Raw genomic sequence first — 19,296 nt, forward strand, 5'->3', positions numbered from 1 at the left:
CTGCGGTCAGCGTGGTCTTACCATGGTCAACGTGGCCAATCGTGCCGATGTTGACGTGCGGTTTTGTACGCTCAAACTTTTCCTTTGCCATGATGGCCTCCTTTTTCGGTAATGAAGGGAGCCCCTGACCGGAGCTCCCTCAAATCTTCGCTTATGCGTATTTCGCCTGGATCTCGTCCGAGATGTTCTGCGGAACCGGATCGTAGTGGTCGAACTGCATGGTGAACTGGGCACGGCCCGACGACATCGAACGCAAAGTGTTGATGTAGCCGAACATGTTCGCCAGCGGAACGAACGCGTCGATCGCGATCGCGTTGCCGCGCGGTTCCTGACCAGACACCTGGCCACGACGCGAGGTCAGGTCGCCGATGATACCGCCGGTATATTCTTCCGGGGTGATCACTTCGACCTTCATGATCGGTTCCAGCAGCTTCGCGCCAGCTTTGCGCATACCTTCACGCATACACATACGGGCCGCGATTTCGAACGCCAGAACGCTCGAGTCAACGTCGTGGAACTTACCGTCCAGCAGGGCAACCTTGAAGTCGATCACGGGGAAGCCAGCCAGAGGGCCGCTGTCCATGACAGACTGGATGCCTTTTTCAACACCCGGGATGTATTCCTTCGGAACGGCACCACCAACGATGCGGCTTTCGAACGAATACCCTTCGCCCGGCTCGGTCGGAGTGATCTCAAGCTTGACCTCACCGAACTGACCCGAACCACCCGACTGTTTCTTGTGGGTGTAGGTGTGCTCGACCGGCATCGAGATGGTTTCGCGATAGGCCACCTGCGGAGCACCGATGTTCGCTTCAACCTTGAACTCGCGCTTCAGACGGTCAACCAGGATGTCCAGGTGAAGTTCGCCCATGCCCTTCATGATGGTTTGACCGGATTCCAGGTCAGTTTCCACGCGGAAGGACGGGTCTTCAGCGGCCAGACGGGCCAGACCCTGAGACATCTTCTCCTGGTCGCCTTTGGTTTTGGGCTCAACCGCGATCTCGATCACCGGATCAGGGAAGGTCATGGTTTCCAGAACTACCGGATCCTTCGCGTCACACAGGGTGTCACCGGTGGTGGTGTCTTTCAGACCCGCCAGCGCGATGATGTCGCCTGCAAACGCTTCTTCGATCTCTTCCCGGTTGTTCGAGTGCATCATCATCATACGACCGATGCGCTCTTTCTTACCTTTGGTCGAGTTCAGGATCGAGTCACCCTTGTTCATGGTGCCCGAGTAGATCCGGGTAAAGGTCAGCGAGCCAACGAAGGGGTCGTTCATGATTTTGAACGCCAGACCCGAGAAGGCCATGTCGTCATCGGCACGACGTGCGATGTCACGAACTTCTTCCTCGTCGCCGGGTTTGAAGCCCATGTAATCAACAACGTCCAGCGGGCTGGGCAGATAGTCGATCACAGCGTTGAGCAGAGGCTGAACGCCTTTGTTCTTGAACGCCGAACCACCCAGAACCGGTACGAACGCGATTTCCAGAGTACCTTTACGCAGCAGGGCGCGCAGGGTTGGAACGTCGGGCTCATTGCCTTCCAGGTATTCCATCATCGCGTCGTCGTCCATTTCGACGGCCGCTTCGATCATCTTGCCGCGCCATTCGTCAGCCATGTCTTTCAGGCTGTCGCGGATAGGCGCTTTGATCCAGCTTGCGCCCAGATCTTCGCCCTGCCACAGCCACTCTTCCATGGTGACCAGGTCGATCAGGCCTTCAAGCTCGGTCTCTGCACCGATCGGAATACCAACCGGAACGGCGCGTGCGCCGGTGCGGTCTTCGATCATGTTGACGCAGTTGAAGAAGTCAGCGCCGATCTTGTCCATCTTGTTGACGAAAACCATACGCGGAACCTTGTAGCGGTCAGCCTGACGCCACACGGTTTCGGTCTGGGGCTCAACACCGGCGTTTGCGTCCAGAACGCAGACGGCACCGTCGAGAACCGCCAACGAGCGCTCAACTTCGATGGTGAAGTCAACGTGGCCGGGGGTGTCGATGATGTTCAGGCGATGCTTTGGGGTATCGGCGGTCTGACCGTCTTCGGTGCGTTCCCAGAAAGTGGTGGTCGCAGCCGAAGTGATGGTGATACCGCGTTCCTGCTCCTGCTCCATCCAGTCCATGGTGGCTGCACCATCGTGCACCTCACCGATGTTGTGGGATTTACCAGTGTAATACAGGATACGCTCCGAGCAGGTGGTCTTACCTGCGTCGATGTGCGCCATGATACCGAAGTTACGGTATAGTTCGAGCGGATATTCGCGTGCCATTTTTGATAAGCCTCTGGATTACCAACGGTAGTGGCTGAAGGCTTTGTTCGCCTCGGCCATCTTGTGGGTGTCTTCGCGCTTCTTCACGGCCGTACCGCGGGACTGTACAGCGTCCAGCAGTTCGCCGGCGAGGCGTTCTTCCATGGTGTTTTCGTTGCGGCCACGCGCAGCAGTGATCAGCCAGCGGATGGCCAGTGCTTCGCGGCGCTCGGGGCGCACTTCGACCGGAACCTGATAGGTTGCACCACCAACCCGGCGCGAGCGAACCTCGACCGACGGCTTGATGTTGTCGAGCGCTTCGTGGAACACTTCGACAGGAGCGCGCTTTACCTTGTTCTCAACGCGGTCAAATGCGTTGTAAACGATGCGCTCTGCGACCGACTTCTTGCCGTCGATCATCAGGTTGTTCATGAATTTGGTCAGTACCTTGTCGCCAAATTTGGCGTCAGGCAGGACTTCGCGTTTTTCGGCGGCGTGACGACGTGACATATCAGCCTCTCCTTCTTACTTGGGACGCTTCGCGCCGTATTTCGAACGGCGTTGCTTACGGTCTTTGACGCCCTGAGTATCCAGAACACCGCGCAGGATGTGGTAACGCACACCGGGAAGGTCTTTCACACGGCCGCCACGGATCAGAACAACCGAGTGTTCCTGCAGGTTGTGGCTTTCACCGGGGATGTACGAGATGACCTCGAACCCGTTGGTCAGGCGTACCTTGGCAACCTTACGCATCGCCGAGTTCGGCTTTTTCGGTGTGGTGGTGTACACGCGGGTGCAGACGCCGCGTTTCTGCGGGCACTGCTCCAGGTGCATGGACTTCGAGCGTTTTACTTTGGGCTGCCGCGGTTTGCGGATCAGCTGTTGAATAGTTGGCATTCCGGTTTCTTCCCCGTTTTGCAACACACATGACATGCACGCGCGTTGCGTGCGGTTAAATTCGCTGCACTCATGCGTCCACAAGCGCAAAACCCGCGAGCGTTCCCATTCCGAGGTAAACGTCGCGGTTTGTTATCAGAGGGCGCGAACGATAAAAGTGTCCGGGCCTTGACCAGTTCATTACTGAAATCGGTTATGGGGCGGCCCCCGGTACCGAGATGTCGCGCGTATTAAGGGGAGTCGGGCCAAGTGTCAACAGCCCTGCGGGAAAGGCGCGTTGCACATCAAGATATCAGCCGTCTATCAGGATCGGATATCGTATTCCATGGCGCACTTGCATTGCGGCAGGCCTGCTCCGGGTGCATAGTGGCCGCGCTCTGCAATTCATTGGATGACCCATGCAAGTCATTGGCCTGTGCCGATTTTCATTCCCTGCCCTGGGCGATTTCCAGATCGAACATGAGACGATCGAAGACCGGCGCCGCCATTTATACAACCCTGCCCGTCTGGAAGAGCGGTTTCATCTGTTTGAATCCGTAACCCTGCCCAGCTTTCGCGCACAGACCGATGAGGACTTTCTGCTTCTGATCGCCGTCGGAGACTGTCTTCCGAAGGCGGCGTTTGATCGGCTCAAGGACCTGACTGCTGACATCAAGCAGGTTCAGATCATCCAAAGACCCGTCGAACCGAACCAAAAACATCGACAAGTCATGAAGCGTATTTTGCAGGATGCGCGTTTGAGCCCGGATCGGCCCTGTCTTCAGTTTCGCCATGACGACGATGATAGTGTTTCCATTGATTTCGTAGAACGCTTACGTGAGGCTGCAGGTGATGGGGTTGGGTTGATCAGAAAAAACCAGGCCGTCGGCATCGATTTCAACAACGGATATCAGGCCAGTTTTGGACCCGGCGGAGTTCAGGCGGCGCAAGTCTACAAATCTCTGCTTGGGGTGGGTTTGGGCATGCTCATCGCAGGTGGGTGCAGCCATACGATCATAAGTTTCACCCACAACCGGATCGGACGCTTCATGCCGGTTGTCAGCTATCCGGATTGCCCGATGTGGATCAGGTCATTGAACAGTTCAAACGACTCGCCGCGTGCTGAAAAGCAAAAAGCGCAGCTAGCACCGATTACATCCGAGATCAGAAAAGAGTTTGAGACGCGTTTCGCGGTCACCCCGGAATTCTTGCATCACGGTTCATCTTCTGCGTGACGCGACCGCTCTCGAAACAGAGTGAACAGCCCTGCCCCTACAACCAGTGCCGCTCCCAACATGGTGATCGCGTCCGGCCAGTCGCCGAATACCACCCATCCCAGTCCCAACGCCCAAAGCAGGCTGGAATAGCGAAATGGCGCGACAAAGCCGACTTCGCCCACGCGCATTACCATGACACTGAACAGATAGCCCATCAGAACAAACACCGCGGCGCTGGCGACCAGCGCGCCGGACGCGGTCGAGACCGGTACCCATCCCTCAAACGTGGAGGCGATTGTCGCGGCCAACGTGATGGAAAGGGATGTTGCCAGTGTTACCACCATCGAAGGCACTTCGGCTGACATGCGGCGGGTAATCAGGTCGCGAACTGTGACCGAGGCAACCGCAACCAGCGCGTAAATCGCATAGATGCTGAACCCGTCAGGACCGGGCCGAACGATCAGCAACATCCCGACGAACCCCAGTGCGATCGCGGCGATCCGTCTCCATCCAATCACCTCACCAAAGAACAGGGCAGCGCCCAGGGTCACGGTCAACGGCAGTGCCTGCAGAACGGCCGTGACGTTGGCAAGCGGCATGTGCATCAAGGCCGTTAAAAAGAAGAAGGTCGCCGCCAACTCGGCCAGGCAACGGAACGCGATCAGCCATTTGTCATGGCGCGGAAAATTCAGATGGAGCGCCCCGAGGTGACGGGCCAGAATGAACACCAGAACTGTCGCCAAAGCCCCGCGTATGGCAACAAGTTGGAACAGAGGCATATCTTGCCCCACCACCTTCACCAACGCATCATTAACGGTAAAGGCCGCCATGCTACCCATCATCAGCAGCGCGCCTTTCATATTAGGGGTCATCTCGAATTGGTCCGGTCAATAACTTTCAAACATTGGCTTCGTCAGTGGCACGAATGTCAATTGGAAATGGCTGCAAAAGAACTCGAAACACCCGGGACCAGCCGGGTATTGACCGGGCGTCAGAAGCATCCCATGTTTGGCGCATGTCGGTTACGCGCGCGCAAACGAATTTCTACTATTTCCGTTCCTAGTCAGAGCGGCCGATGAATTGAGATTAAATGATGCCGCCACAGTGCGGCATTTGTTTTGCTCCTATGGCCTTTACAGGAGAAAATCAATGCCAGTCAAAGGAACGCCCCCCGCCGTTGAAATACGGGCAGCGGTGCGCTCAGACGCCCCAAGAATTTTGTCGATGGTCGAGGCGCTTGCGCATCACCACAAGGACATCCCGTCTGCCAGCCTTGCATCAATCGAGCGCGATATGTTCGGCGATATACCATGGGTCTACACTCTGGTTGCGAGCATTGCAGGCCGCGCAGTCGGCTATGCTGCGCTATGCCCACTGGTACAGCTTCAGACCGGTCTGCGCGGAATCGATATGCATCATCTATTTGTTGATCAACACTTTCGGGGGGCCGGTATCGGGCGGCAATTGATCAAAGCCTCGATAGAAAAAGCGTGCGACCTGTCATGTTCCTACCTGATGGTTGGAACGCACCCTGAAAATTCTGAAGCACAAGCCGCCTATCTCGCTTGCGGATTTGAACGTCGGGACGGAAGCCAACCAAGGTTTCGTATTTCTGTGTAGGCGCAGACCCAGTCTCGGTCTGCCGCGCACATAAACTTTGCGCGCCCTCGCGCTCGACAAAAAAAGGCCCCGCAAATCTGCGAGGCCTGATTTTTGGTTATGTAAAGTCGCTTACTCGCGGCTTTCCGGTGTTTCCACCAGAACGTCAAGCTCATCACCAACCATGTCGTCGTCGAATGTCGGAGCAGCCAGAGCAGCGGCCGCTTCGGCCTCTTCCCGGCGTGCTTCGATGACCACATTATCACGCGACTGCGCGATGTGGCGGACGGCCTGAGTTGCGCCACCGGTACCGGCAGGGATCAGGCGACCAACGATGACGTTCTCTTTCAGGCCAACCAGTTTGTCCTTCTTGCCCTGAACCGAAGCCTCGGTCAGAACACGGGTGGTTTCCTGGAACGACGCCGCCGAGATGAACGAACGTGTCTGCAGCGAGGCTTTGGTGATCCCCAAGAGGATCGGTTCGCCCTGAGCCGGACGACCGCCGCGCGAGATGGTTTTCTCGTTGGCTGCGTCGAACTCTTGCTTGTCGACATGCTCGCCTTTCAGCAGGGTGGTGTCGCCTGAATCCAGGATCTCCCACTTCTGCAGCATCTGGCGCACGATGACTTCGATGTGCTTGTCGTTGATCTTCACGCCCTGCAGACGATAGACATCCTGCACCTCGTCGATCATGTAATCCGCCAGCGCTTCGACACCCATGATGGACAGGATGTCATGCGGAGCCGGGTTACCGTCCATCAGGTATTCACCCTTCTGGATGAAATCCCCTTCGGCGACCGGGATGTGCTTGCCCTTGGGCACCATGTACTCGATGGTCTCCATGGACTCGTCAGCCGGTTCGATGCTGATGCGGCGCTTGTTCTTATAGTCGCGGCCAAAGCGCACGTAACCATCAGCTTCTGCGATGATCGCGTGGTCTTTCGGACGGCGGGCTTCGAACAGTTCGGCCACACGCGGCAGACCACCGGTGATATCCTTGGTCTTGGCACCTTCACGCGGGATACGCGCAACAACGTCACCAGCTTCGATGGTCTGACCATCTTCGACCGACAGGATCGCGTCCACCGACATCGGATAGTGAACCGGGTTGCCCGCATCGTTGCGGACCGGCTCACCATCTTCGCCGACCAGAATGATCTCGGGCTTGAGGTCGCTGCCTTTGGGGGCCGCGCGCCAGTCGATCACGATCTTCTGGGTCATACCGGTTGCATCGTCGGTCTCATCCCGGACCGCAAGGCCCGAAACAAGGTCGACATATTTCGCGGTACCGGCTTTCTCGGCGATGATCGGCAGGGTGTACGGGTCCCATTCGAACAGCTTGTCGCCACGAGCAACCTTGGTGCCGTCCTTGACGAACAGCTTGGAGCCATAGCCCAGCTTGTGGCTGGCACGCTCTTCGCCGTGTTCGTCGCTGATCACCAGCTTCATGTTCCGGCCCATAACGAGGCTTTCGCCTGCGGCATTGACCAGAATCTGCGGGTTCTCGAAGGAAACGACGCCTTCCTGGCTGGCTTCCTGGAACGACTGCTGACCACCTTGCGCAACACCACCGATGTGGAAAGTACGCATCGTCAGCTGCGTACCAGGTTCACCGATGGACTGGGCGGCGATGATACCGACAGCCTCACCTGTGTTCACCATGGTGCCGCGCGCAAGGTCACGACCGTAGCAGGTGGCGCAGACGCCTTCCTCGGACTCACAGGTCAGAGGCGAGCGGATGCGCATCGACGCAACACCAGCTTCGTCAATGGTGTCCGCCATGCGTTCGTCGATCAGCTGACCAGCGGCCACGATCACCTCATCGGTGCCCGGACGCAGAACATCGTCAGCCGCCACACGGCCCAGCACACGTTCGGCCAGCGAGGCAACAACCTCACCGTCATTCACGGCGGCTTCGGCTGTGATCGCACGCTCAGTACCACAGTCGATCTCGCGAACGATGCAGTCCTGTGCGACGTCCACCAGACGACGGGTCAGGTAACCCGAGTTCGCCGTCTTCAGAGCGGTATCCGACAGACCCTTACGGGCACCGTGGGTCGAGTTGAAGTACTCGAGAACGGTCAGACCTTCTTTAAAGTTCGAGATAATCGGTGTCTCGATGATGTCACCGTTCGGCTTGGCCATCAGGCCACGCATACCGCCCAGCTGTTTCATCTGAGTGACCGAGCCACGCGCACCCGAGTGGGCCATCATGTAGACCGAGTTCGGTTCCTGATCCGACCCGTCTTCGGCCTTGGCAACGTCCGAGATGGTGCTCATCATCGCTTCGGTGACGCGGTCGTTACACTTCGACCAGGCATCGACAACTTTGTTGTACTTTTCGCCCTGAGTGATCAGGCCGTCCATGTACTGCTGTTCAAAGTCCTTCACCTGACCGCGGGTGTCATCAACGATGCCCCACTTGTCATCCGGGATGACCATATCGTCCTTACCGAACGAGATGCCCGCCTTGAACGCTTCTTTGAAGCCCATCGACATGATCTGGTCACAGAAGATAACCGACTCTTTCTGACCGCAGTAACGGTAGACGGTGTCGATCACCTGCTGCACTTCTTTCTTCCGCAGCAGGCGGTTGACCAGCTCGAACGGGGCTTTGTTGTTCATCGGCAGCAATGCACCCAGACGCAGACGGCCCGGAGTGGTTTCATAGCGCTTCTGAACTTCGTTGCCTTCGTCGTCGATCTGCGTGATCCGCGCGGTGATTTTGGTGTGCAGATGCACTTCACCCGCGTCCAGCGCATGCTGAACTTCTTCGATAGATCCAAAGACCTTGCCTTCGCCGGGCATGCCTTCGCGTTCCAGGGTCACATAGTAGAGACCCAGGATCATATCCTGCGACGGAACAATAATGGGCGCGCCGTTTGCAGGCGACAGAACGTTGTTCGTCGACATCATCAGGACACGGGCTTCCAGCTGGGCCTCAAGGCTCAGCGGGACGTGAACGGCCATCTGGTCACCGTCGAAGTCGGCGTTAAAGGCCGAACAGACCAGCGGGTGCAGCTGGATGGCTTTACCTTCGATCAGGACCGGCTCGAACGCCTGAATGCCGAGACGGTGCAGCGTCGGCGCACGGTTCAGCATGACGGGGTGTTCGCGGATCACCTCGTCGAGGATATCCCACACTTCAGGACGCTCTTTCTCGACCAGTTTCTTCGCCTGTTTCACGGTCGAAGACAGACCCTTGGCTTCAAGGCGCGAGTAGATGAACGGCTTGAACAGCTCCAGCGCCATCTTCTTGGGCAGACCACACTGGTGCAGCTTGAGTTCCGGACCAGTCACGATGACCGAACGGCCCGAGAAGTCGACGCGTTTACCCAGAAGGTTCTGACGGAAGCGACCCTGCTTACCTTTCAGCATGTCAGACAGCGATTTCAGCGGACGCTTGTTGGCACCGGTGATCACGCGGCCACGACGGCCGTTGTCGAACAGAGCGTCCACGGATTCCTGCAGCATCCGCTTTTCGTTGCGGACGATGATGTCAGGCGCGCGCAGCTCGATCAGACGCTTCAGACGGTTGTTCCGGTTGATGACGCGGCGATACAGATCGTTCAGATCCGAAGTCGCGAAACGGCCGCCATCCAGCGGAACAAGCGGGCGCAGTTCCGGCGGAATGACCGGGATCACGGTCATAACCATCCACTCAGGGCGGTTGCCCGACTCGAGGAAGCTCTCAACAACCTTCAGACGCTTGATGATCTTCTTGGGCTTCAGTTCGCCTGTTGCTTCGGCCAGATCAGCGCGCAGCTGCTCGGCTTCGGCTTCCAGATCGATCTGGGCCAGCATCTCACGGATGGCTTCGGCACCGATATTCGCGGTGAACGCGTCCATGCCATAGGCATCCTGCGCATCCATGTACTCTTCTTCGGTCAGCATCTGGCCGTAGGTCAGGTCAGTCAGACCGGGCTCGATGACAACGTAGTTTTCAAAGTACAGAACGCGTTCCAGATCGCGCAGCGTCATGTCCAGCATCAGACCGATGCGGGACGGCAGCGATTTCAGGAACCAGATGTGCGCAACGGGTGCGGCCAGTTCGATGTGGCCCATACGCTCGCGGCGGACTTTCTGCAGGGTGACTTCCACACCGCATTTCTCGCAGACAACGCCGCGATATTTCATCCGCTTATATTTGCCGCACAGGCATTCGTAATCTTTGATCGGGCCAAAGATACGCGCGCAGAACAGGCCGTCACGTTCGGGCTTGAACGTCCGGTAGTTGATGGTTTCGGGTTTCTTGATCTCACCATAGGACCAAGACAGGATCCGCTCGGGCGACGCCAGCGCGACCTTGATCTCGTCGAAAACCTTCGGGGGCGTCAGCGGGTTGAACGGGTTGTTGGTGATTTCCTGGTTCATTTGTTACCTCAAATCTTGCGGAAGGGGGGAGAGGGGAGCGGAAACTTCAAAAGTTTCCGCCCAAGAATTTCTTCAAAATTCTTATTCCTCAACCTCCGCATCCAGGAGTTCCATATTCAGGCCGAGGCCACGGACTTCTTTAACCAGAACGTTGAACGATTCAGGTACGCCCGCTTCAAAGTTATCCTCGCCCTTGACGATCGACTCATAGACCTTGGTCCGGCCGGCGACGTCATCCGATTTCACGGTGAGCATCTCCTGCAAGGTATAGGCGGCGCCGTAAGCTTCCAGAGCCCAGACTTCCATCTCACCAAAGCGCTGACCACCGAACTGCGCCTTACCACCCAGCGGCTGCTGGGTAACCAGGCTGTACGGCCCGGTCGAACGCGCGTGGATCTTGTCATCCACCAGGTGATGCAGTTTCAGCAGGTACTTGATGCCCACGGTGACCGGGCGCGCGAATTGCTCGCCGGTGCGACCGTCGAACAGAACCGACTGACCGCTTTCCGAGAAGCCCGCACGCACCAGCGCGTCGTTGACGTCAGCCTCTTTGGCACCGTCAAAGACCGGGGTTGCGATCGGAACACCGCGGGTCACGTTGCCCGCAGCCTCGATCAGGCCATCCTCGTCCAGACCGGTGATGCCTTCTTCGTAGACATTCTCGCCATAGGCCAGCTTCATCGCTTCGCGCACCGGGGTCAGATCGCCGGACCGGTGGTATTCACCCAGAGCGTCGTCGATGTTCAGACCCAGACCGCGCGCGGCCCAACCCATATGGGTTTCAAGAATCTGACCAACGTTCATACGCGAAGGCACACCCAGCGGGTTCAGACAGAAGTCAACCGGCGTACCATCAGCCAGGAACGGCATGTCTTCCATAGGTACAACCTTGGAGATCACACCTTTGTTCCCGTGACGACCGGCCATCTTGTCACCCGGCTGCAGCTTGCGCTTCACGGCGATGAAGACTTTGACCATCTTCATCACGCCCGGCGGCAGGTCGTCGCCACGGCGGACTTTCTCGACCTTGTCTTCAAAACGGGCGTCCAGAGCACGCTTTTGCACTTCGTATTGCTCGTTCAGAGCCTCGACGATCTGTGCGTCCTGCTCGCCCTCCAGCGCCAGCTGCCACCACTGACCACGGGTCAGGGTTTCCAGCAGCTCCTCGGTGATCACCGACCCCGGCTTGACGCCTTTCGGGCCTTTGACAGCGGTTTTACCCAGGATCAGGCCTTGCAGACGCGCATAGATGTTGCGGTCGAGGATCGCCAACTCGTCGTCCCGGTCACGGGCCAGACGTTCGACTTCCTCACGCTCGATCTGCAGCGCACGCTCATCTTTTTCGACGCCGTGACGGTTGAAGACGCGGACCTCAACGACCGTACCGTAGTCACCCGGCTTCACGCGCAGCGAGGTGTCGCGCACGTCAGACGCTTTCTCGCCAAAGATGGCGCGCAGCAGCTTTTCTTCCGGGGTCATCGGGCTTTCGCCCTTCGGAGTGATCTTGCCGACCAGAATATCGCCCGGCTCAACATCCGCGCCGATGTAAACGATGCCCGCCTCGTCGAGGTTGCGCAGCGCTTCTTCACCGACATTCGGGATGTCGCGGGTGATCTCTTCCGGGCCCAGCTTGGTGTCACGGGCGGCGACTTCAAATTCCTCGATATGGACCGAGGTGAATACGTCGTCACGCGCGATACGTTCCGAGATCAGGATCGAGTCTTCGTAGTTGTAACCGTTCCACGGCATGAACGCGACCACCACGTTCTTACCAAGGGCCAATTCACCCATATCGGTCGACGGACCATCGGCAATGACTTCGCCCTTTTGGACGGTGTCACCCACCTTGATCAGCGGACGCTGGTTGATGCAGGTGTTCTGGTTCGAACGCTGGAATTTGCGCAGACGGTAGATGTCAACGCCAGCGTCGCCCAGTTCCAGGTCTTCGGTGGCGCGGATAACGATACGCTGGGCATCGACCTGGTCGATGATACCGGCACGTTTCGCCTGAATCGCTGCGCCCGAGTCGATCGCGACCTTTTCCTCGATCCCGGTACCAACCAGCGGTGCCTCGGCCCGCAGCAGCGGAACCGCCTGACGTTGCATGTTCGAGCCCATCAGAGCGCGGTTTGCGTCGTCATTTTCAAGGAACGGGATCAGCGATGCAGCGACCGATACCAGCTGTTTTGGGCTTACGTCGATCAGATCCACATTCTCGCGCGGGGCGAGGGTGTAGTCACCAGCCTGACGGGTCGATACCAGATCGTTGATGAACTTGCCATCGGCATCCAGCGTTGCGTTCGCCTGCGCCACGGTGTGACGCATTTCCTCGGTCGCGGACATGTAGTGGACCTCATCGGTCACCTCGGCGTCTTTGACGACGCGGTAGGGTGTTTCAATGAAGCCATACTTGTTCACACGAGCAAAGGTGGCCAGCGAGTTGATCAGACCGATGTTCGGACCTTCCGGCGTTTCAATCGGGCACATCCGACCATAGTGGGTCGGGTGTACGTCGCGCACCTCAAAGCCCGCACGCTCACGCGTCAGACCACCCGGGCCAAGCGCCGAAAGACGGCGTTTGTGGGTAACTTCCGACAGCGGGTTGGTCTGGTCCATGAACTGTGACAGCTGCGAGCTGCCGAAGAATTCGCGGACAGCAGCCGCAGCCGGTTTCGCGTTGATCAGGTCTTGCGGCATAACGGTGTCGATCTCGACAGACGACATACGCTCTTTGATCGCGCGCTCCATGCGCAGCAGGCCAACGCGGTATTGGTTTTCCATCAGTTCGCCAACCGAACGCACACGACGGTTGCCGAGGTGGTCGATATCGTCCACGTCGCCTTTGCCGTCACGCAGTTCCACCAGCGCCTTGATGCAGGCCACGATGTCTTCACGGCGCAGGGTGCGCAGGGTGTCCGGCGCGTCCAGAGCCAGACGCATGTTCATCTTCACGCGGCCAACAGCGGACAGGTCGTAACGCTCGCTGTCGAAGAACAGCGTGTCGAACAGGGCAGATGCAGCCTCGACCGTGGGCGGCTCGCCCGGGCGCATGACGCGGTAGATGTCCATCAGCGCGCTTTCGCGGTTCAGGTTTTTGTCCTGAGCCATGGTGTTGCGCATGTAGGGCCCGACATTGACGTTGTCGATGTCCAGAACCGGAATATCGGTGATGCCCGCATCGATCAGCTCTTTTGCGGTGCCGCCGATCAGGTCGCCGTCTTTGTCATATTCCAAGGTCAGCTCATCACCGGCTTCGACATAGATCGCGCCGTTTTCCTCGTTGATGATGTCCTTGGCAACGTACTTGCCGACGATGTTGTCGAACGGAACCAGCAGGTCGGTAACGCTGCCCTCGTCGATCAGTTTTTTGACCGCGCGCGGCGTGACTTTCTTGCCCGCTTCGGCAATCACTTCGCCCGATTTGGCGTCGATCAGATCGTATGTCGGACGGGTGCCGCGCACACGCTCGGGGAAGAATGGAGTGACCCAGCCTTTCTTCTTGTCCAGCTTGTAGGACACGGTGTTGTAATACGCGTCCATGATCGCTTCCTGATCCAGACCCAGCGCATACAGCAGGGTGGTGACAGGCAGTTTGCGGCGACGGTCGATGCGGGCGAACACGATGTCTTTGGCGTCGAACTCAAAGTCCAGCCAGCTGCCGCGATACGGGATGATGCGGCAGGCAAACAGCAGTTTGCCCGAGGAATGGGTCTTGCCCTTGTCGTGATCAAAGAACACACCGGGCGAGCGGTGCATCTGGGACACGATCACACGCTCGGTGCCGTTCACGATGAACGTCCCGTTCGGTGTCATCAGGGGCATATCGCCCATGAACACGTCCTGTTCCTTGATGTCTTTGACCGATTTGGCGCCGGTGTCCTCATCGACATCAAACACGATCAGACGTAGTGTAACCTTCAGCGGCGCGCTGTAGGTCATATCGCGCTGCATGCACTCTTCGACGTCGTATTTGGGTTTTTCCAGATCATATTTCACGAACTCCAGAACGGAGGTTTCGTTGAAATCCTTGATCGGGAAAACCGACTGGAACACACCTTTGATGCCTTCGCCGTCTGTGGGCTGTTCTGCATCGCCGGAGCGCAGGAAAAGATCATAAGAAGATTTCTGGACCTCAATGAGGTTCGGCATCTCCAGCACTTCGCGGATTTTGCCGTAATATTTCCGAAGACGTTTCTGGCCAAGGAACGATTGAGCCATGTCAGATGTCACCTTTCGATGTTCTCAGCGGGCAAAGACACCGTCGGGCCCCGGCATCTTGCACATTCGAGACGACACGTCCGGATCAATTCGTGGCCACCGTCCCGAAGGTGGCCTCCCGATCCGAAAACCGTGTCTTAGAAAACGCCCCTATGGATGAGGCCCTTTCTAAGACAGGTTCGGCTGGACCCGGATTTCTCCGGGCCCAGCCAAATTTTGCGGCGCATCAGCGATGCACCTGTCGGTTGGCTTAGGCCAGCTCGACTTCGGCGCCAGCTGCTTCCAGCTTGGCTTTGACTTCTTCGGCTTCGGCTTTGTCAACGCCTTCTTTGATCTTGCCGCCAGCTTCGACCAGCTCTTTGGCTTCTTTCAGGCCCAGACCGGTGATGCCGCGAACTTCTTTGATCACGTTGATTTTCGAAGCGCCGGCGTTCTTCAGAACGACGTCGAATTCGGTTTTCTCTTCCTCAGCTGCGCCACCGGCGTCGCCACCAGCTGCAACCATTACGGCGCCGCCAGCTGCGGGCTCGATGCCGTATTCGTCTTTGAGGATGGTTTTCAGTTCTTGTGCTTCCAGCAGGGTCAGACCCACGATGCTTTCTGCGAGTGCTTTCAGATCAGCCATTGTATTAGCTCTTTCCGTTTTACAGTGTGTGTTCCAACGTCAGGGTAGATACCCTACGCAGATCATTCAGTGCCAACCGCTTACGCAGCTTCCGCCTTCTCTTCGATGGTGGAAAGGATGCTTGCGATATTGCTTGCAGGTGCGCCAATCGCGCCGGCGATATTCGAAGCAGGTGCGCCAATGCAGCCCACGATCGAAGCAATAAGCTCCTCGCGAGACGGCATTTTCGAAACTGTTTCGACGCCTTTGCGGTCCAGAGCGTTCTCACCCATTGCACCGCCAAGAATTTCGAACTTTTGGTTCTCTTTGGCGTAGTCCTCGGCCACTTTGGCGGCTGCCACAGGGTCTTCGGAATAGGTTAGAACGGTCATCCCTGTCAGCAGGTCGGCCATGCTTTCACACGGCTTACCCTCAAGGGCGATTTTGGCGAGCCTGTTCTTGGCAACACGCACAGACCCACCCGCTTCGCGTGCACGCGCGCGCAGGTCTTGCATTTCGGCAACTGTCAGACCGGCGTAATGGGCAACCACTACGACGCCAGAGCTTTCGAAGATTTGGCCGAGTTCCTCGACCACTTTCTCTTTCTGGGCTCTATCCACAGTTCTCTCCAAGTTTGGGGCGATACCTCACCCCGGCTCATATTTGCCGCAGCTTGCGCTCCGGCGTTCAGGTCCGTTGTTACGGGATGGGCCAAAATTCGCCCGAGGGTGGGACCCCTCAGAATTCTTTGGTCTTACCCGTCTCAGGCAGGGAATTAAGGGGCCAGATGGCACCACCCACCGTCTTGGACGAAACAAAATAAAGCGCACGACGAATCGCACGCTTTATTCCGTGGGTTTACTTAGGACAGATGAGCAGGGTTTCCAAGGGGTAAATTGCGGTTTTCGGCTCGCAAGTAAACAATAGAAACTTGGATATCAGCCGATGGTATTCATGATTTCATGTGCCGCGCATTGCTGAACGCTTTGGTCGATATTCGTCAACATTGAGCGGAAGTCTCGGCCCCACAAGTGCAAGCCAAAGGTCGTCGGCGCCACAAAGTCCGACAATTTAGTCCCTTCCTGCGCCAAGTCGGGCATTTGACGACTGCTAATGTTGTAAAATGCAGTGTTGTCGTGTGCGTAAACACTTTCTCCTGAGATGCTCAAAGCAGCCGTCAAAGCTCGCGGCCCAGTGGAACCCCACCGAAGATGTCCAAATGGCTTTTCCCTTTGTTGTTCAACCGATGCGTTTAGCGCCAATAGAGAACTGGAACTCTCCCATGCAACGGACACTTCTCGGCCCTCTTCAAAGACTTCTTCCATCAGTTCAAGCGCTTTGCTATCAGATGGAAGCCCAAATACCGCGTTGTTAATAAGAGAGTGATAGGATCGGTTCCTCGGTAGATCGGGCAATACACGACCAACACAAAATCCGGCGTGTTCCCGAATGGATTCCCGCAGATCGGCAGCCGGAGCGATCATGTACATATCCGTGTCCAACCAGATCATGCCAGCGTGCTTGACCAAATGGTATCTGAAGACATCTGCATGGATCGCAGGACTTTTGTGCCTAATGTGGCGAATTACCCTGTTTGGCTCATACACCTCTCTTGCATCAACTACCTCCAAACCTTCCGGCAAGTTCTGGATTGGTTCGTAGGTAAACACGACCGGATCGTAACCATTCTCTTGCATGGATTTCAGACAAGCACGCTCGAGCAACCCAGGTGCGCCTCCTAACCAGAGCGTACCAAACCTTTGCTGGTCTTGTTCATCAGCCTGTTTTTTGGAAGGCAGGGAAACGGTGGGCGTTTTCCGCGGCGTTAGGTGCATCCAACGCATCGGATATCCACGACCTTCGGAGGCAAAAAGCCAAGTCAAATCGTCTGGCAGCGCCAATTCAGAACGAAGCTGCAGAAGATCGCGTTTTGTATCGTCGACAAAAGCTACGTCAAACAGCAACTCAGCGTCACGGAGAAGGCGCTCTTCCTTTTCTGCGCCCAACCAAACGCCGTCCGTATGAAGTTCAATCAAAAACTCTGCGGACCTGAATTCGGAAAAGAAATTGAAATCAAGAAGCTCAAACTCACCGCCCTCAATATCGATCAGAAAGAAGAGGTCTTCTGGGCTATGTTCAGACAATACTTTCCGTCGAACTGTCGACGCAGTTGCCAAACCGTTGACAGATACCTTCTCCCTGACACCATTGGACTGCGCAGTCCTTTTGATTACCTGCCGGCCGCCGCGCTTTTGCTCAAAGCACACGCTTCTTTCAAAATACCCGGCCTGAACCAAACCGACGCCCCAATAGCCATCTGCGGCACCCAGATCAACTAATGTGGTTTTTTTGCTCTTAGCAAATATCGAATGGTTTTGTTGCTCATAGATACCGAGAAGTTTGGTAAATACATCTGCCTGCCCCCAACTATTCTCGTCGATCAGGGTAAAACCACGCAAACATCCGCCCTGGACCACACCATTTGTTTCCTGGAAATATTGGCGGCTGGCATCTCTGCGTAGCTGTGAAATCCGACGCCGCAGATCCATCAGGTCCTTCCGAGAGGTATTAAGTTGCATCTGAATTCTCTGACAGCGTTCGACTAATGCCTTTGTTAAGAGATGAAATTTGATTGTGGAACCCATTTGGGAGTTCGTGTGAGCTTGATTGCTACACCAATACAACGCTGAACATATTGAAACCCCGTAAAATGAAAAACCCGGGCGGCAAAAGCCGTCCGGGTCCATAGCTTTTGGCAATCAATTGGGGGCTTATTCGCCCGCAGCAGCCGCCACGTCTAAAGTCACGCCAGGGCCCATGGTCGAGCTCAGCGCGATTTTCTTCATGTAGGTGCCTTTCGCGCCTGTCGGCTTGGCTTTGGCAACAGCCGAAATAAAGGCGCGGACGTTTTCGACCAGTTTGGCTTCGTCGAACGACGCTTTGCCAACACCGGCGTGTACAACACCACCTTTTTCCGCTTTGAACTGAACTTCACCGCCCTTGGCTGCTTCCACGGCCGCTTTCACGTCCATGGTCACGGTGCCAACTTTGGGGTTCGGCATCAGGTTACGGGGGCCCAGGACTTTACCCAGACGGCCAACGATGGGCATCATGTCCGGGGTGGCAATGCAGCGATCGAATTCGATGGTGCCGCCCTGAATGGTTTCCATCAGGTCTTCTGCGCCAACAATATCTGCGCCTGCTTCTTTTGCTTCGTCGGCTTTGGGGCCACGTGCAAAAACAGCAACGCGCATCGCTTTGCCGGTGCCGTTTGGCAGACCGACAACGCCACGAACCATCTGGTCCGCGTGACGGGTGTCAACGCCCAGGTTCAGAGCAATCTCGATGGTCTCATCGAATTTCGAGGTTGCGTTGCCTTTGACCAGGGAAACAGCTTCTTCGACCGACAGGTTTTCCTTGCCGGCGACAGCTTCGCGCGCAGCGCGGGTACGTTTACCGAGTTTTGCCATCTTATTTCACCTCGATGCCCATAGAGCGGGCCGAGCCCAGGATGATCTGCATTGCGCCTTCGACGTCGTTGGCGTTCAGATCTTTCATTTTGGCTTCGGCGATTTCGCGAACCTGCTTCGAGGTCACGGTTGCCACGGTCTCGCGACCTGGGTTTTCCGCGCCACGGGGGCGGTTACGCTTGCCAACCGGCTTCAGACCAGCTGCTTTTTTCAGGTAATAAGACGCGGGCGGCGTCTTGATGTCCATGGTGAAGGACTTGTCCTGATAATAGGTGATCACGGTCGGGCACGGAGCGCCAGGCTCCATGTCTGCAGTCTTGGCGTTGAACGCCTTGCAGAATTCCATGATGTTGATGCCGCGCTGACCCAGCGCCGGACCAACTGGCGGCGACGGGTTCGCCTGACCTGCAGGAACCTGCAGCTTCATTGTACCAGCAAGCTTCTTGGCCATTTGGTTTTCCTTTCAACTCAGTCAGAGCGCGCCCTGACTAGATTATGTTGCGTGGTCCGATCCGGGTTCGCGATCCCTGCAACCTCCCACGAGAGACTCTCGCCCGAAGACGATAGAGGCGGCATGTACAGGGGAACGGTGGTGTTGGCAAGTGGCCTGATCCTCACACGTTCATCGAATCAATGCCGAATGGGTCTCTCGTCGGATCAATGCGCGCAGATCACCATGGTTGGGGCTAG

The 19,296-nt window shown here is 56.8% G+C and carries 14 protein-coding genes; 2 read left to right on the plus strand and 12 right to left on the minus strand.

Going from position 1 to position 19,296, the window contains the following annotated elements; translation table 11 throughout:
- The 4 genes from ACR0B3_RS17245 to rpsL all read right to left on the minus strand — a co-directional run.
- A partial coding sequence (locus ACR0B3_RS17245) for a GTP-binding protein (protein WP_215675807.1) occupies positions 1-91 on the minus strand: 91 nt, incomplete at its 3' end.
- 60 nt (positions 92-151) lie between these two features.
- A complete protein-coding gene (fusA, locus tag ACR0B3_RS17250; RefSeq protein ID WP_170687059.1) occupies positions 152-2,269 on the minus strand; it encodes an elongation factor G in 2,118 nt (705 codons plus the stop codon).
- Positions 2,270-2,287: 18 nt separating this feature from the next.
- Complete coding sequence (gene rpsG, locus ACR0B3_RS17255) at positions 2,288-2,758, minus strand: 30S ribosomal protein S7 (RefSeq protein WP_010441203.1); 471 nt, start codon at positions 2,756-2,758, stop codon at positions 2,288-2,290.
- A gap of 15 nt (positions 2,759-2,773) precedes the next feature.
- The gene (rpsL, locus tag ACR0B3_RS17260) at positions 2,774-3,145 is read right to left on the minus strand and encodes a 30S ribosomal protein S12 (protein WP_005621086.1); all 372 of its coding nucleotides are present in this window, start codon (positions 3,143-3,145) and stop codon (positions 2,774-2,776) included.
- 398 nt (positions 3,146-3,543) lie between these two features.
- Here rpsL and ACR0B3_RS17265 point away from each other — a divergent pair, with 398 nt between their 5' ends.
- Positions 3,544-4,359, plus strand: coding sequence for a putative rhamnosyl transferase (locus ACR0B3_RS17265; protein ID WP_480810142.1), 816 nt, complete (start codon positions 3,544-3,546; stop codon positions 4,357-4,359).
- On the opposite strand, the gene ACR0B3_RS17270 is transcribed toward ACR0B3_RS17265, so the two are convergent.
- Positions 4,338-5,213 (minus strand): DMT family transporter, encoded by an 876-nt coding sequence (locus ACR0B3_RS17270; RefSeq protein ID WP_480810143.1) that lies wholly within the window; start codon positions 5,211-5,213, stop codon positions 4,338-4,340. The two genes, ACR0B3_RS17265 and ACR0B3_RS17270, sit on opposite strands and share 22 nt — an antisense overlap.
- A gap of 277 nt (positions 5,214-5,490) precedes the next feature.
- Here ACR0B3_RS17270 and ACR0B3_RS17275 point away from each other — a divergent pair, with 277 nt between their 5' ends.
- A complete protein-coding gene (locus ACR0B3_RS17275) occupies positions 5,491-5,961 on the plus strand; it encodes an N-acetyltransferase family protein (protein WP_480810144.1) in 471 nt (156 codons plus the stop codon).
- A gap of 111 nt (positions 5,962-6,072) precedes the next feature.
- Here the strand turns inward: ACR0B3_RS17275 and rpoC are convergent, their stop codons facing one another.
- The 7 genes from rpoC to rplK form a co-directional block, all read right to left on the minus strand.
- A complete protein-coding gene (gene rpoC, locus ACR0B3_RS17280) occupies positions 6,073-10,314 on the minus strand; it encodes a DNA-directed RNA polymerase subunit beta' (RefSeq protein WP_480810145.1) in 4,242 nt (1,413 codons plus the stop codon).
- An 81-nt stretch (positions 10,315-10,395) separates the two neighbouring features.
- Complete coding sequence (gene rpoB / locus ACR0B3_RS17285; protein ID WP_480810146.1) at positions 10,396-14,532, minus strand: DNA-directed RNA polymerase subunit beta; 4,137 nt, start codon at positions 14,530-14,532, stop codon at positions 10,396-10,398.
- A gap of 250 nt (positions 14,533-14,782) precedes the next feature.
- A complete protein-coding gene (gene rplL, locus ACR0B3_RS17290; RefSeq protein ID WP_480697906.1) occupies positions 14,783-15,157 on the minus strand; it encodes a 50S ribosomal protein L7/L12 in 375 nt (124 codons plus the stop codon).
- A gap of 80 nt (positions 15,158-15,237) precedes the next feature.
- Positions 15,238-15,756 (minus strand): 50S ribosomal protein L10, encoded by a 519-nt coding sequence (gene rplJ, locus ACR0B3_RS17295; RefSeq protein WP_170687053.1) that lies wholly within the window; start codon positions 15,754-15,756, stop codon positions 15,238-15,240.
- 318 nt (positions 15,757-16,074) lie between these two features.
- Positions 16,075-17,685 (minus strand): glycosyltransferase family 32 protein, encoded by a 1,611-nt coding sequence (locus ACR0B3_RS17300; RefSeq protein ID WP_480810147.1) that lies wholly within the window; start codon positions 17,683-17,685, stop codon positions 16,075-16,077.
- 222 nt (positions 17,686-17,907) lie between these two features.
- Positions 17,908-18,606 carry a 50S ribosomal protein L1 gene (gene rplA, locus ACR0B3_RS17305; RefSeq protein WP_480810148.1) on the minus strand — a complete coding sequence of 233 codons (699 nt, stop codon included), beginning with the start codon at positions 18,604-18,606 and terminating at the stop codon, positions 17,908-17,910.
- A gap of 1 nt (position 18,607) precedes the next feature.
- Positions 18,608-19,057: a 50S ribosomal protein L11 gene (gene rplK, locus ACR0B3_RS17310; RefSeq protein ID WP_010440985.1), complete on the minus strand. Its 450-nt coding sequence runs from the start codon at positions 19,055-19,057 to the stop codon at positions 18,608-18,610.
- Positions 19,058-19,296: the final 239 nt, after the last annotated feature.

Source organism: Ruegeria sp. CE9 (assembly GCF_056537425.1).